This is a genomic window from Enterobacter cloacae complex sp. P13B (genome assembly GCF_014895915.1).
GTDB lineage: Bacteria > Pseudomonadota > Gammaproteobacteria > Enterobacterales > Enterobacteriaceae > Enterobacter > Enterobacter bugandensis.
The window spans coordinates 19,777-33,198 of the sequence record NZ_JADBQN010000004.1; the positions used below are offsets into that span (position 1 = coordinate 19,777).

11 protein-coding genes are annotated in these 13,422 nt (G+C 54.5%); 1 reads left to right on the forward strand and 10 read right to left on the reverse strand.

Annotated elements, in window-relative coordinates:
- Position 1 precedes the first annotated feature (1 nt).
- From wcaD to IM273_RS02000, 7 genes are all read right to left on the reverse strand, one after another.
- Entirely contained in the window at positions 2 to 1,222 is a 1,221-nt protein-coding gene (gene wcaD, locus IM273_RS01970) for a colanic acid polymerase WcaD (RefSeq protein ID WP_028013797.1), read from the reverse strand.
- Positions 1,197 to 2,414, reverse strand: coding sequence for a colanic acid biosynthesis glycosyltransferase WcaC (gene wcaC / locus IM273_RS01975; RefSeq protein ID WP_182035428.1), 1,218 nt, complete (start codon positions 2,412 to 2,414; stop codon positions 1,197 to 1,199). Before wcaC ends, wcaD begins: the two co-directional genes overlap by 26 nt.
- Positions 2,411 to 2,902 carry a colanic acid biosynthesis acetyltransferase WcaB gene (wcaB, locus tag IM273_RS01980; RefSeq protein ID WP_047363155.1) on the reverse strand — a complete coding sequence of 164 codons (492 nt, stop codon included), beginning with the start codon at positions 2,900 to 2,902 and terminating at the stop codon, positions 2,411 to 2,413. The genes wcaC and wcaB overlap by 4 nt, the downstream gene beginning before the upstream one ends.
- Entirely contained in the window at positions 2,902 to 3,744 is an 843-nt protein-coding gene (wcaA, locus tag IM273_RS01985; RefSeq protein ID WP_028013800.1) for a colanic acid biosynthesis glycosyltransferase WcaA, read from the reverse strand. The genes wcaB and wcaA overlap by 1 nt, the downstream gene beginning before the upstream one ends.
- A 117-nt stretch (positions 3,745 to 3,861) precedes the next feature.
- The gene (gene wzc, locus IM273_RS01990; RefSeq protein ID WP_041909110.1) at positions 3,862 to 6,024 is read right to left on the reverse strand and encodes a tyrosine-protein kinase Wzc; all 2,163 of its coding nucleotides are present in this window, start codon (positions 6,022 to 6,024) and stop codon (positions 3,862 to 3,864) included.
- Positions 6,025 to 6,026: 2 nt separating this feature from the next.
- Positions 6,027 to 6,470, reverse strand: a complete 444-nt coding sequence (gene wzb / locus IM273_RS01995) for a low molecular weight protein-tyrosine-phosphatase Wzb (protein ID WP_045629833.1) — start codon at positions 6,468 to 6,470, stop codon at positions 6,027 to 6,029.
- A 6-nt stretch (positions 6,471 to 6,476) separates the two neighbouring features.
- Positions 6,477 to 7,616 (reverse strand): polysaccharide export protein, encoded by a 1,140-nt coding sequence (locus IM273_RS02000; protein ID WP_014170829.1) that lies wholly within the window; start codon positions 7,614 to 7,616, stop codon positions 6,477 to 6,479.
- Between the two features lie 692 nt (positions 7,617 to 8,308).
- Between IM273_RS02000 and IM273_RS02005 the strand changes: the two genes are divergently transcribed.
- Positions 8,309 to 9,892: a TerC family protein gene (locus IM273_RS02005; RefSeq protein ID WP_047363153.1), complete on the forward strand. Its 1,584-nt coding sequence runs from the start codon at positions 8,309 to 8,311 to the stop codon at positions 9,890 to 9,892.
- Positions 9,893 to 9,984: 92 nt separating this feature from the next.
- On the opposite strand, the gene asmA is transcribed toward IM273_RS02005, so the two are convergent.
- The 3 genes from asmA to udk form a co-directional block, all read right to left on the reverse strand.
- Positions 9,985 to 11,835: an outer membrane assembly protein AsmA gene (gene asmA / locus IM273_RS02010; protein WP_193051669.1), complete on the reverse strand. Its 1,851-nt coding sequence runs from the start codon at positions 11,833 to 11,835 to the stop codon at positions 9,985 to 9,987.
- A gap of 23 nt (positions 11,836 to 11,858) precedes the next feature.
- Positions 11,859 to 12,440: a dCTP deaminase gene (gene dcd, locus IM273_RS02015; RefSeq protein ID WP_028013805.1), complete on the reverse strand. Its 582-nt coding sequence runs from the start codon at positions 12,438 to 12,440 to the stop codon at positions 11,859 to 11,861.
- 91 nt (positions 12,441 to 12,531) lie between these two features.
- Positions 12,532 to 13,173 carry a uridine kinase gene (gene udk / locus IM273_RS02020; protein WP_008500855.1) on the reverse strand — a complete coding sequence of 214 codons (642 nt, stop codon included), beginning with the start codon at positions 13,171 to 13,173 and terminating at the stop codon, positions 12,532 to 12,534.
- Positions 13,174 to 13,422: the final 249 nt, after the last annotated feature.

Below are 13,422 nucleotides of genomic sequence, written 5' to 3' on the forward strand. Positions count from 1 at the left end.
GTCATACGTTCGTAATATTAAGCGCCTTACGCAAAATAAACGGACAGACAATCAAGAAAGCATATTCCGGGCTAAATATTGACCCGGTAAAAAACAGCGACACCGGCGTAAAAAGATAAAGCTGCACGCGAAAGTTCTGGTTATCACCAAACGCGTTGATCATCATTTTGAAAACTTTAAACAGATACCACAGCGTCAACAGTACGGCGAACCATGAAAAATAAATAATTAACAGATACAGACCATTGTCTATGGTTTTACCCACATCCGCACCGTTAAAGATTCCGAATGATGCAACATATTCGTAAAGTGAGCCGAATCTTACTACACCATCGATATGGGTTAAGGAATAACCCACCATCACCAGCGGACCAATGATGCGATAATAGGACGATGACCCTTCCGTTCCCAAATCACCCAGACGTTCTGAAATGTACGGAAACGCGAATATGACGCCCACTAAAAATACCGTCAGAGAGATTATCGCCAGCGGCAGTTTTTTCTTAATCGCATCTTTGTTCAGGTACTGGAACGCCCACTCCAGCAGGTAAAACAGGATAAATGTCATTACCCCTGAGAACGATCCAGACAGAACGATTCCTGCAAGAATCATAGCATCGGTCTTAGGCGTTTTGATACCAAACTGTTTGATGCTGAGCCAAATTGAGATTAACGCCAGAGCGAAAAACGCCGGTTCAAAATAGAGCGCCGTTGTACGCTTACCACCAAACTTAATGAAGTTCAGTACATAGCTGTTACTGTAAATGAGATATTTCGAAATTATCTCCATCAGGCTGCTGCCACCGGTCAAAATAATCTGCGCCATTTCCAGTGCGGCAAGCACAACAATTAACGCAACGGCAATATAAAAGAACCTGAGGATTTTCCGATAATTGTGCGGTGAAATAGTTTTGAAGCGAATACTCCAGACCATGCCAATAATAATAACGATATAAACAAACAGCATGGTTGAAGTGACGTATTTACTGGCATCCAGCGACTGGCCAAAGATGTAGTTAAACAGCGTCAGACCCGTGCCCAGCCCCAGAGCAATCATCAGCTTCTTCAGGTTGATTTTATCGACATACAGCAGAAGCAGAACGGGCAAAAAAGTCACGATGGTTATCGGGAAGCTTTCGCCGAGCTGGGCAATTTTGACGTTGACCAGCAGGTAGATCAGCGGCAGCAGCAGATAACTACAGATTCTGATAGAACGAGACATACTCCTCCAGCATCTGTTGTCCACTGTAGGCCTTGCGGCTGCGGTTGCGGAACGATTCCAGGTCAGTGCCAAAAACGGCCTCGGCGATCTGCGCCTTCGGCAGTTGCACCAGAGGCAAAACCTCGTGCGCGGCGAAGGTTTTTCCGCCAGATTTTTCCAGCACTTCGCGCGCTGCATCGCTGTGGGTGGCAATCACCGGCACGCCGATGGAGAGCGCCTCGCAGAGGATCAGCGGGTAATTATCCACGCGGGAGCTGAACACCAGCGCGTCCATACCATTCAGGGCGCTCATCAGCTTGCGCTTGTCGGTTTCAAACCCGTGATTCACCACGTTAGCGCCTTCGAACGGCGAGAATTTGCCAAAGGTATGCAGTTCAATTTTGTCGCCGAGCGCCATCATGTCGCGCACCAGTTGCTGGTTGGTTTTGCCGTCGTAGCGCAGATCGTGCGCAACGATGGCAATTTTCGGTTTGCCCGCGGTTTCCGCCACCGGTGTCAGCTCGGCCAGGATGGCTTCCGTGGCCACGTCGATACCGTTGTTGATAATCTGACAGCGCCCTGCCCCATACAGGCTGTTGAAGGCGTCGGCCACGTGCTGGCTCGGGGAGATAAACGTGCAGCCGAGCGAAAGCATGTCGCGGAACAACTGACGCTTTCCGTCTACCAGCTGATGCGCGCGATCCACCTTCACCGGCGGATAGTTGCTCAACGTCGGGCATTTCTGGCAGCTATCTTTCCAGCCTTCGCAGCCGTCGGTAAACGCGCAGCGTCCGGTTACGCTCCAGTGATCGTGCAGCGTCCAGACGAAGCGGGTGTCGGGCTTGTGGGCCTGCACCTTCTGACAAAACGCCACCACCTCTTCCAGATTCAGCCAGTAGCTGTGCAGCACGTGAAAATGCAGCACAACCGGGCCGCTGGTGCGGGTCACGGTGCGATAAAGACTGTTCAGGTTGCCAAACAGATCGCGGTTAAACAGGCGGAACAGCGCAATGTTGGCAACAGAGGTCAGACGCGGCGTGTGCTTGTGCACCTGCGGGAAGTTATCATGGCTGACGCTTTTCTTGCCGCCTTTGCCGTAGCCGTAAATAAACCGGGACTGAAGTCCTTTTTGCAAGGCACGCTGGTGCAGATCCAGCGCCACGCCTGCCGCTCCGCCTTCTGCGAGGCGTACGTTAAATTGCAGAATGTTCATTTAATCACCTTCACGCGGGCTTTCTCTCCCACCACCAGCGCGTTATCCGGAATGCTGTCCAGCACCACGCTGCCCGCCCCGATCGTCACGTTGTTACCAATCGTAATGTCGCCAATCATCACCACGTTCGCCCCCAGCTCGACGTTATTGCCGATAACCGGACAGGCCAGGCTGTCCGGCCCGCGGTTGCCGATCGTCACCCCGTGGCGAATGGTGAAATCATCGCCCGCAACCACGAACTTGTTGATCACCACCGCATAGCCGTGGTGGATGGTAAAGCGGCGGCCAATGGTGGCAGCGGCCTGGATTTCATAGCCAAAAAAGCATTCGGTGATGATGCGGTACAGCACTAGTACGGGTGCCGCCCAGATATTGTTCAGTACGTTTTTCTTGCGCCACACCGAGCAAAAGTGCGCGATGCGGTACGCCAGAACCATGCAGCACGGGCGCAGGCTCCAGCTGTTTGCGCGGCAATCTTCCAGAAACATTATTTCCCCCGAAGCCCGTCAGCCAGACGCTTGCCGTTACGCACCGACAGCAGCGTCAGCAGGGTGCGCCAGTTCATGCGCTTATTGCGGATCTGATACAGGGTAAAGAGCTGATACTTCCGGCTGGCACGGTCAAACTTGTCCTTGTGCTTGCGGTAAAAATGGAAGTAGCCTGAAAACTTCTTGGGTGAGGAGGTGATCTGCATCTCCCCGTGGTTGATGTGCAGGATCTGCGTGGCCTCTTCCACTTTCCACGGCTCGCCGTACTCCACCACCATCCGCAAGAAGATGTCGTAATCCTGCGCGGCCTTCAGCTCGGTATCGAACAGGCACTCCTTAAAGCGCCAGGCCCAGGTAAACACCTGATTACCGATAATGTTGCGCTTGTAGAACAGGCGACGAGAGTACGGTGATTTCGGGTACAGCGGCAGGCTCGCGGGCTGCGAGTAAACCTCGCCCTGGCAGACATAGTCGTTGGCATACAGAAAAGCGTGCGTGACCAGTTGCTCTTTATGCGAAAGGAAGACGGACAGGCGGTTCGGCGTCCATTCGTCGTCATCGTCGATGCCGGTCAGATACTGCCCTTTGGCCTGCATAATCGCCTGATTACGCACCGCGCACGCCCCGGAGTTAATCGGGTTATGGGTATACATCACGCGCGGATCGTTGAGTTCGGTGACAAATTTTTGCAGCTGTTCATACGAGGAAGAACAGTCATCAACGATGATCAGTTCCCAGTTATCGTAATCCTGACGTAAGACCGACTTAATAGCGCGGATCGCCAGCTGCTGACGGTTCCATGTCGGCATATAGATAGAAACTAAAGGGCGTTGTGTGGTCATCTTTTCCTCCTACCCCTCACCCCGGCCCTCTCCCCCTGAGGGGAGAGGGTGAAAGGCGGCACCGGACAGTTCCCTCTCCCCTCTGGGGTGAGGGTTAGGGTGAGGGGGGGTGTTTTGTTATTTGCTGTCAGACTTGTATTCGTACTCGTAATAACCGTAATCCTGGTACCCGGTCGCACGACGGAAGATGGAGTTCAGGATGACCCCTTTCACCTCAATGCCGTTCTGCTCGAAGCGGCTCAGGCTGGTTTCCACTTCCTTCAGGGTGTTCACCGCATAGCGCGCCACCATCAGCGTGGTACCCGCATGACGGCCAACCACGGCGGCATCGGTCACGGCCAGAATTGGCGGCGTATCGATCAGCACCAGGTCATAGTTTTTGCTCGCCCACTCAATCAGCTGGGTGAAGCGTTCGCTCATCAGCAGTTCAGACGGGTTCGGCGGCACCTGACCACGCGGGATCAGGTCGAATCTCGGAATCGAGGTCGGCTTGGCGCTCTGGCTAATCTCTCCCTGACCCAGCAGGATTTCCGACAGACCGTTCACGTTGTTGGTGCCCAGCAGTTCGTGGGTATAACCCTTACGCATATCGCAGTCGATCAGCAGCACGCGCTTGTTGGTCTGGCTCACCACGGCCGCCAGGTTGGCACAGACAAAGGTCTTACCGATTGACGGGCTGACGCCGGTTAACATCAGGACGTTGTTTTTAGCCTGCATCATGGCGAAGTGCAGACTGGTACGCAGGCTGCGGATCGCTTCAATCGCCAGGTCGGTTGGGTTACCCACGGCCAGCAGCTGGCTCTGTTTGTAACGCTTAACGCCCTTGATGGTCTTGACGCTGTCACGGGATTTTTGCCACTCAGACAGCGGAATGCTGGCATAGACGTTGATACCACTCTCTTCCAGCACCTGCGGGCTTTCGATGCCGCGGTTGAACAGCGAGCGCAGCAGGACGCCAACGATAGAGAGCATCAGGCCAAGAATAATGCTGCCGAGAATAATCAGCGCTTTCTTCGGCTTCAGCACGCCAGGCTGGGTAATGGCCGGGTCGACGATGCGCACGTCACCCACGGTGCTGGCCTCGGTGATTTTCAGCTCCTGCTGTTTGTTCAGCAGCTGCATGTAAACCTGCTGTCCGGATTCCACGTCGCGGGTCAGGCGGACGATCTCCTGCTGCGTTTTCGGCATCGCGGTCACGCGGTCGTTCAGCTTCGCCTTCTCCTCTTCGAGAGTGCGGCGCTTCTCCAGCAGCGTGCGGTAGGCCGGGTGGCGTTTGGTGTAAAGCTTGGAAATCTCTGCCTCTTTGAAGGTCAGCTCGTTGAGCTGCGCATCAATATTCACCATCGAGTCGAGAACCGATTTCGCCTCCAGCGGCAGGTCGACGGAGTCTTTATCCTGACGGTAGGCGTTCAGCTTGTTCTCGGCATCATCCAGACGGGCACGCACTTCCGGGAGCTGTTTAGCGAGGAACGCCAGGCTTTTCGCCGCTTCCGCCGACTTGCGCTCGACGTTCTGCTCAAGGTAGTTGCGGGTAATGCTGTTCAGGATGTCGCGAATTTGATCCTTATCTTCACCGGTAAAGGTCATGCTCAGCACGCCGGTGTCCTTACCGTTTTCGGTGACGGTCAGGTTGTTCTGCAGATTGTTGATCATTCCCAGCGTGGAGAATTTGGTCACGGTGAATTCACCGCCCTCCTGGGCGTGGATCGCGCTAACCATCATGCTAACGCCGTCTTTGTTCAGCATCTGCCCCACTTCGCCGCGTGCGCTAAAGCCCGCATCGCTGGTCAGCTGATACTGTTTCGGGCCCAGCACCGTCAGGGTAAAGGTTTGATCCCCCGCCCCTTTCGGCAGCACAAAGTCAGTGACCTTTACGGTGTCATTGCTGCGCCCCATCAGACGGTCCCAGCCGGCACCGAAGATCGGAAACGTATTTTTGGTGACGGAGATGTCGAGTCCGAGGTCGTGAACCGTTTTACCCAGCACCAGACGCGACTGGATCAGCTGAATTTCAGCGTCGGATGCTGGCGGTTTGTTCGCCAGCGCGGAGCCGATATCCTGCACCAGCGAGTTGCCGGTATTCTGCTCGATCTGCACCAGCGCGTCGGCGCTGTAGATTGGTGTGGCGAACAGCGTATACACGACGGCCGCTGCGGCAAACACGGCAGTAATGCCAAGCACCCACCACTTTGCCTCGATAACCGTGCCGACCAGGCGACCAATATCAATTTCATCACTGCCCGAAGTCGGGGCGGCAGAAGGTCTTGTTTTTTCTGTCATTGTTATCCCTGCTGAGCTTTCAGTGCCTGCGCCCACTGTTGGGCAGACTGGTCAAGTAAGGTGTAAACCGCCTCGAAGGCTTCATGGCTCTTGCGATACGGATCGGGGATTTCGCGTTCGTTGTCCCAGTGACCAAACAGCATCACCTTGCCGCGCATCTCCGGAGCAATATCGCATAGCGCATGAATATGCCGTTTTTCCATTGCCAGAATCAGGTCATACTCCCGGCACATGCGGCCGGTGACCTGGCGGGCGATATGCCCGTCAAGAGAGAGGTTGTGATCGCGGGCCACGCTCGTGGCGCGCTCGTCGGCACCTTTTCCCACCAGCGCGCCCAGCCCTGCGGACTCGACCGTTAACTCGGGCTGGTACTGTTTCAACAGCCGTTCAGCCGTGGGGGAACGGCAAATGTTCCCCACGCATACCACCAGAATTTTGTTAAACATCGCGGATTACCAGGTATGAATGTCGCGCGCCGTATCCGTCATGTAGCGAACGCCACTGATGGTTGGCAGCAACTGGTTGATCAGACGGTTCCAGCGGGCAACCGGCGCGGTGGTGACGTAAACCACATCGTATGGCTGGAGACGGAACTCCGTCGCCATCACCAGAGACGTCGCATCGGACATATCCAGCTGGTAGATGTTGGCAATCTTGCCCTTCGCACTGCCTTCACCTTTCAGCGGACGGATGACGAAGATACCGGTCGCGTTAGAGGTGGTCAGATCGATACCTTCAGCATTGCCCAGCGCTTCGGTCAGGGTCATGCCGCTGAAGTCCATTTTGAGGGTGCTCTGTTTCTTCACTTCACCCATCACGAAGACTTTCAGATCGTCGTTGCGCGGTACGTAGAGAATATCGCCTGGATAGAGCAGGCGGTTCTGGGTCAGGTCGCCGTTTTGCATCAGCGCCTGCAGCGAAATGCGCTGCTCTTTGCCGTTGTGGGTCAGCACCACGTTGCGCCAGTCGGCGCCGTCGGTTAAGCCGCCCGCGGCGTTAATGGCGTCCAGAACGGTGAGCGGAACGTTGGTGATGGCCTGCTGGCCGGATTTGTTCACCTGACCGGAGATATAGGCTTTTTGCGAGCGGAATGCGGCGATATTAACGTCCACCTGCGGGTCGGCGATGTACTGCGCTAAGCGGCCGGTAATATCACTACGGATCTCGGCAAGCGTTTTCCCGGCGACATGTACTTTACCAATGTACGGATAGAACATGGTGCCATCTGACTGTACCCAGTTCCCGGTGTCGCTTGAGCTACGGTACTGGCCCGCTGGCGTGGTCAGTTCAGGGTGGTCCCAGACGGTCACGTTGATCACGTCGCCCGGCCCCACGCGATACTGATAGGAGGCAATTTCCTGGTCCAGAGACATATTCGGCTGGGCAACATTCGGACGTGGACGTAATTGTTCGACCAGACGTGGCGTAAGTGGATAAACATTCACCATTTTGTCGAGATCAAAATCGGCATCCTGTTGCTTGATCACATCCTTACCCATTGTTGACATATTGCTGCCGGGAAAGACCGTGCAACCACTCATCAAGGTCACAGACACCAATAATGGCATCAATTTCATTTTGGATTTCATCATTGATTATTTATCACTTTGGCAGAGTAATTATCCTGTGCAATTTAAATAAGCCTGAGACGTATTGGGTTTCAGCATGCAGTTAATCAAATAGAAATATAACTGGCATCAGTCCTAAAAAAAGCTTATTCATCCATTGGCTATTGACAGAATAATCGAGGCTGATTTACACGCTTTCAGGCACGCTACCGCCCTTGGCTTTCAGTTACCAATCCACTGACTAAACAATGTGTTATGGATAGACACCCTCTTGAGTAAGGTCTTCTGGAAATATATCAGCCGCTTGAAATACACAACGGATAATGAATGACCATTCCGAAGACCAAAACAATAATAGCAACAACAAGATTTAACATTTGATGCTGGGAGAATTGTTGCAGCTAACCTAATAGCAGGCAAGGAGACAACTGTCCTAATATCTGTTTTTAAGATTAATATTAAGAGCAAAGTTTTGACCTTTTAGGATTTTCTTTATATTGACAAAAAGAGAGTAAAAACCATTATCTGCGATATATCCTAAAAAGCACTCAGAATAATAAAATATACGTATTTTGCTTATTTACACTCACCTGAGACTGCTCTCTTTTTTACGCATCGTATTAAGAGAAATCTCAGCCCGACATTGCATTTTCCCCCAGCTTTATCCATGATCGAAGTGTGACATTCGTCATATAACAGAAGGTATTGCTATTACTATGGAATGGATTGCCGATCCATCAATCTGGGCCGGGCTGGTGACGTTGGTCGTCATCGAATTAGTGCTCGGTATTGATAATCTGGTGTTTATCGCCATCCTCGCTGAAAAACTGCCCCCTTCCCAGCGCGACCGCGCGCGCGTGACGGGTCTGCTGCTGGCGATGGTGATGCGTTTACTGCTGCTGGCCTCTATCTCCTGGATGGTCACGCTCACTCAGCCTCTGTTCTCCGTTCGCGGCCTGAGCTTTAGCGCGCGCGACCTGATCATGCTCTTCGGCGGGCTGTTCCTGCTGTTCAAAGCCACGGTGGAGCTTAACGAACGGCTCGAAGGCAAGGACAGCGAGAACCCGACCCAGCGACGCGGGGCGAGATTCTGGCCGGTGGTGGCGCAAATTGTGGTGCTTGATGCGGTCTTCTCCCTGGATTCGGTGATTACCGCCGTCGGGATGGTGGACCATCTCGCCGTCATGATGGCCGCGGTAATTATCGCCATCACGCTGATGGTGATGGCAAGCAAAGCACTGACCCGCTTTGTGAACAGCCACCCGACAATCGTGATCCTCTGTCTCAGCTTCTTGCTGATGATTGGCTTCAGCCTGGTCGCCGACGGTTTCGGCTTCCACATTCCGAAAGGCTACCTGTACGCCGCCATTGGCTTCTCCGTCATGATTGAAGCGCTCAACCAGCTGGCGATATTTAACCGCCGCCGGTTTCTCTCCGCGAATCAGACCCTGCGCCAGCGCACGGCCGACACCGTGATGCGCCTGTTGAGCGGCAGGAAAGAGGATGCCGAGCTGGACGCCGAATCCTCTGCCCTGCTGGCCGATCACAGCGACGGGCAGATCTTTAACCCGCAGGAGCGGCTGATGATCGAGCGGGTGCTTAACCTGAATCAGCGCACGGTCAGCAGCATCATGACCTCCCGGCATGACATTGAGCATATTGACCTCACGGCACCGGAAGAGCAGATCCGCGCCCTGCTGGATAAAAACCAGCACACCCGCGTGGTGGTCACCGGCGGTGAAGAGGAAGAGGAGCTGCTGGGGGTGGTACACGTGATTGACCTGCTCCAGCAGCAGCTACACGGCGAGCCGCTCAACCTCCGCGCGCTGGTACGCCAGCCGCTGGTTTTCCCGGAAGCACTTCCGCTGCTCTCCGCGCTGGAGCAGTTCCGCAACGCGCGCACCCATTTCGCGTTTGTGGTGGATGAATTTGGTTCGGTGGAAGGGCTGGTCACGCTCAGCGACGTAATGGAAACCATCGCCGGTAATCTGCCAAACGAGGTGGATGAGATTGATGCCCGCCACGACATTCAGAAAAACGCTGACGGCTCGTGGACGGCCAACGGCCACATGCCGCTGGAAGACCTTGTGCAGTACGTGCCGCTACCGCTGGATGAAAAACGGGAATACCACACCATTGCCGGTCTGCTGATGGAGTATTTGCAGCGCATCCCGCAGCCGGGAGAAGAGGTTCAGGTGGGCGACTATCTGCTTAAAACCCTGCAGATTGAAAACCATCGCGTGCAGAAAGTGCAGCTTATTCCACTGCGGGATGAGGAAGAGCTGGATTTTGAGGTTTAGGTAAAACAAAACGGCAACCCCGTTGCCGTTTTTGTGTTTGCTCCCTCTCCCGTGGGAGAGGGTCTGGGTGAGGGCTTCAGGCCGCACCGCCGTCAAAGCTTATCCAGCAGCTTCTTCACATCCTTGCCGTTCTGGGAATCTTTATTACGATCCGCCCAGCTGTTGAGCCGACGCTTCGCTTCATCCTGCAGATGCTTACGCAGGATCTGATCTACCTGAAGGCTGTAGTTCAGCGCCTGCCATTTGCCGTATACGCTAAGCGGAACCGGCGTCTCTTTGAGGAAGTCAATCAACTTGCTTTCGCCCTGCCAGCCGGAAAGCACCCGGACGTTAAAGCGCGTGTCCGCCGTCTCTTTGACGAGATCCAGCGAGCCTTCTCCGGTTAACGACAGCATAGATGAAGTTCCCTGCATTCCGTCCAGTGTCAGCACCCCTTTATCCAGCGTCAGGTCAGTGGTGAAGCTGTCGAGGCGAGTTGCGCTGTCGTAGTTTTCCTGGGCTTTAACATCGCTGCTGCGCTCCACCGCCTGCTGAACCAGCTGCTGGAAGTTGAGCCCTTCCATTCGCGAATCTTTCAGGTCAACATGCGCCTCGCCCTGCCACTCACGGCGGAAGGCGTTGGCATCAATTTTGGTGCCTGAGAAATCGCCCGCCAGCGTCAGCTGACCCGTCAGGGATATCGGATAGTTAAAGGCTTTGAGGATGCTGCCTATCTCCACGTTGTCGAGACGCGGCTGGAATTCAGCGCTGGCAACGTCCTTACGCACGTCCAGCGTACCCGGAAGTGACAGGTGACCCGCCCCCATTTTGCCGCTCAGTTCTGAAATTACCAGCAACCCGTTGTGGTTGAACATCTGGCCGCTCACGTCGGTAAAATCAATACCGCGCCAGCGCACGCTGTTGGCTTTCAGCAGAATATCCGCCGTGAAGCCGCGCAGCACGTTATAGTCAGGCTGTTCAAGGTTGGACGAGATAACCGGACGCGACACCGGTGACTGGCTTTGCCCCGTCTGCACGGCATCGCTGTCCGTTGCGCTTGCCGGCACCGGTGGCAGGATGTTCTCCAGGTTGAGCTTGTCAAACTGCAGGTTCAGCACCCACTTCGGCTTATCGTCGAGCGTGACGCTCGCCTGCCCTTTCAGGCTGCTGTCGTTGGCCTGCAGGTTAAGGTTATCCAGCGCCAGCTGTTTTTGCTCTTCGCGCCATACGGCCTGCAGCGTCCCCTGCCCGGCGATCCCCTGGGTCGGGAGATCCGCTCCCGTCAGCTGCCAGCTAAGCTGCTGGATGTCGGCCGTCAGCTGATGCGGGTAGTCCGACGCATTCACGTTTGCATTCAACGAGAGGGACAGATCGCGCTGGTCGCGGTTTACCCGTCCGCTAAATTCCAGCGACGCAAGATGGTGTTCATCCTGTTCCATCTGCAGGTTGATGTTGCGAACGGTGACCTGCTCCTGATCCTCATGCTGGAACACCAGCACGCTATCGGCCACTTTCAGTTTGCCTATATCAAAGGACCAGCCCGTATCGGACGGTTCATCCGGTAAGGTATTCTCGCGCGGCGCAACTGGCGCATTCGCGTCGCGCACGGCTTCGGTCTGCGGGGTAAGCTGAATGACCGCGCCCTTCAGCATCACTTGATTAACCTGCAGCTGATGGGAGATGAGGGGGATCAGCGCCACATCGAGACGCATGTTGTCCGCAGAGACCAGCGGCTGTGCCGCGCCCGGCGCGGTTAACGACATGCGGCCAGAGAGAATGCTGAGCTGCGGCCAGACGTGCCAGCGCAGCGGCCCGTCAAGCTTCAGTTGGTAACCACTGCGTGCCTCGACCTGCCGCACCATGTAAGCGCGGAAATCATTCGGGTTAACCAGCAGAACCAACGCCGAAAGGCCAGCAACCAGCACTACCAGCAAAATCATCAGCGTTGTCAGAACTCTTCTCATGGCATCCTCAATGGACTTAACGATCAGTCTTTATCAATACGGCTGGCAACCGCACCCTGCTGGTCGCGGTATTTTGCGTCCTGGCGGCGGTTATAAGGCCTGTCTGCCGGGCCTGTCAGCGGTTCAAAGCTTAACGCACCGATCATCATTCCGGGGCGCAGCGCCAGCGGCAGTTTACCGGCATTGAAGAACTCCAGCACGATACGGCCGGACCAGCCTGGGTCAATACGGTGCGCGGTCACGTGAACCATCAACCCCAGGCGGGCCAGAGAAGAACGGCCATCAAGCCAGCCGACGAGATCCGCAGGCAGGGTCACGGATTCATACGTCACCGCCAGCGCCAGTTCACCCGGGTGCAGATAAAAAGCTTCGCCTTCGTCAATGATGATTTCATCACTCATGACGCGATCGAGCGCGGCGCTGACTTCATCCTTCGGCCCGCTGAGGTCGATGAACGGCGCGGTATGACCGCTAAAGGTGCGGAATTTATTCCCCAACCGTACATCAACGGTCACCCCATTGATACGCTCCACGGGGGGACGTGGGGTAATAGACAAGCGGCCTTCATCCAGCCAGGCTTCAATATCACGATCGCAAAGACGCATGGTACTTTCTCCTTTCATGCATCGTACCCTGAGCCGTTGAACGCTCAGGGTAAAACCAGGTTATCTCTGAACGGTACACAATTCGCGCGGCTTATTCAAAAAACTGGCTGATTTTCGCTTTTAAGATATCAATAGCAATGCGGTTTTTGCCCCCGCGAGGCACGATGATATCGGCGTATTGTTTGGATGGTTCAATAAACTGCAGGAACATCGGACGGACCGTTTTCTGGTATTGCGCCATGACGGAGTCCATCGAACGGCCGCGCTCGTTAACGTCACGCTTGATGCGGCGCATCAGGCAGATATCCAGCGGGGTATCGACGAAGATGGAGAAGTTCATGGATTCACGCAGGCGGGCATCGGTCAGGAGCAGGATGCCTTCAAGGATAATGACCTTCTTCGGCTCGATGCGGATCGTTTCCTGGGTACGGGTGTGTTCTACGTAACTGTAAACGGGCAGTTCGATCGCCTGGCCGCTCTTAAGCGCTTCTAAATGCTGGAACAGTAAACTGTGATCCATCGCATTCGGGTGGTCGTAGTTGGTTTTTACACGTTCTTCCATCGACAGATGGGATTGATCTTTGTAGTAGCTGTCTTCGGGAATGACGCCGATATGCTCATCACCTACCTGTTCACGCAGTTCGCGATAAAGCGTACTGGCAATTAGACTTTTACCTGAAGCCGATGCGCCGGCGATGCCTATAATGACGCACTGATGAGACTTATCAGTCATAAATTTAGCGACCTGAATAACCTGGATGTTAAGGAAGGACGACGCCGGAGCGTCAAACGCGGCAATTATAGGGATTTCGCGGGCGTGATACCAGTCGAATGCGCAGGTTCTGCGAGACAGGCTGAAAAGTGGCGCATTGATCCCTGAGAGAAATTTTAATGACCGTTTTTTCAGCGTTTAACAGGAATTTTTTAGCGAGTAACTATTTAATAAGTCTATGATGTCAAATTATGAGCAGTCGCCATATGA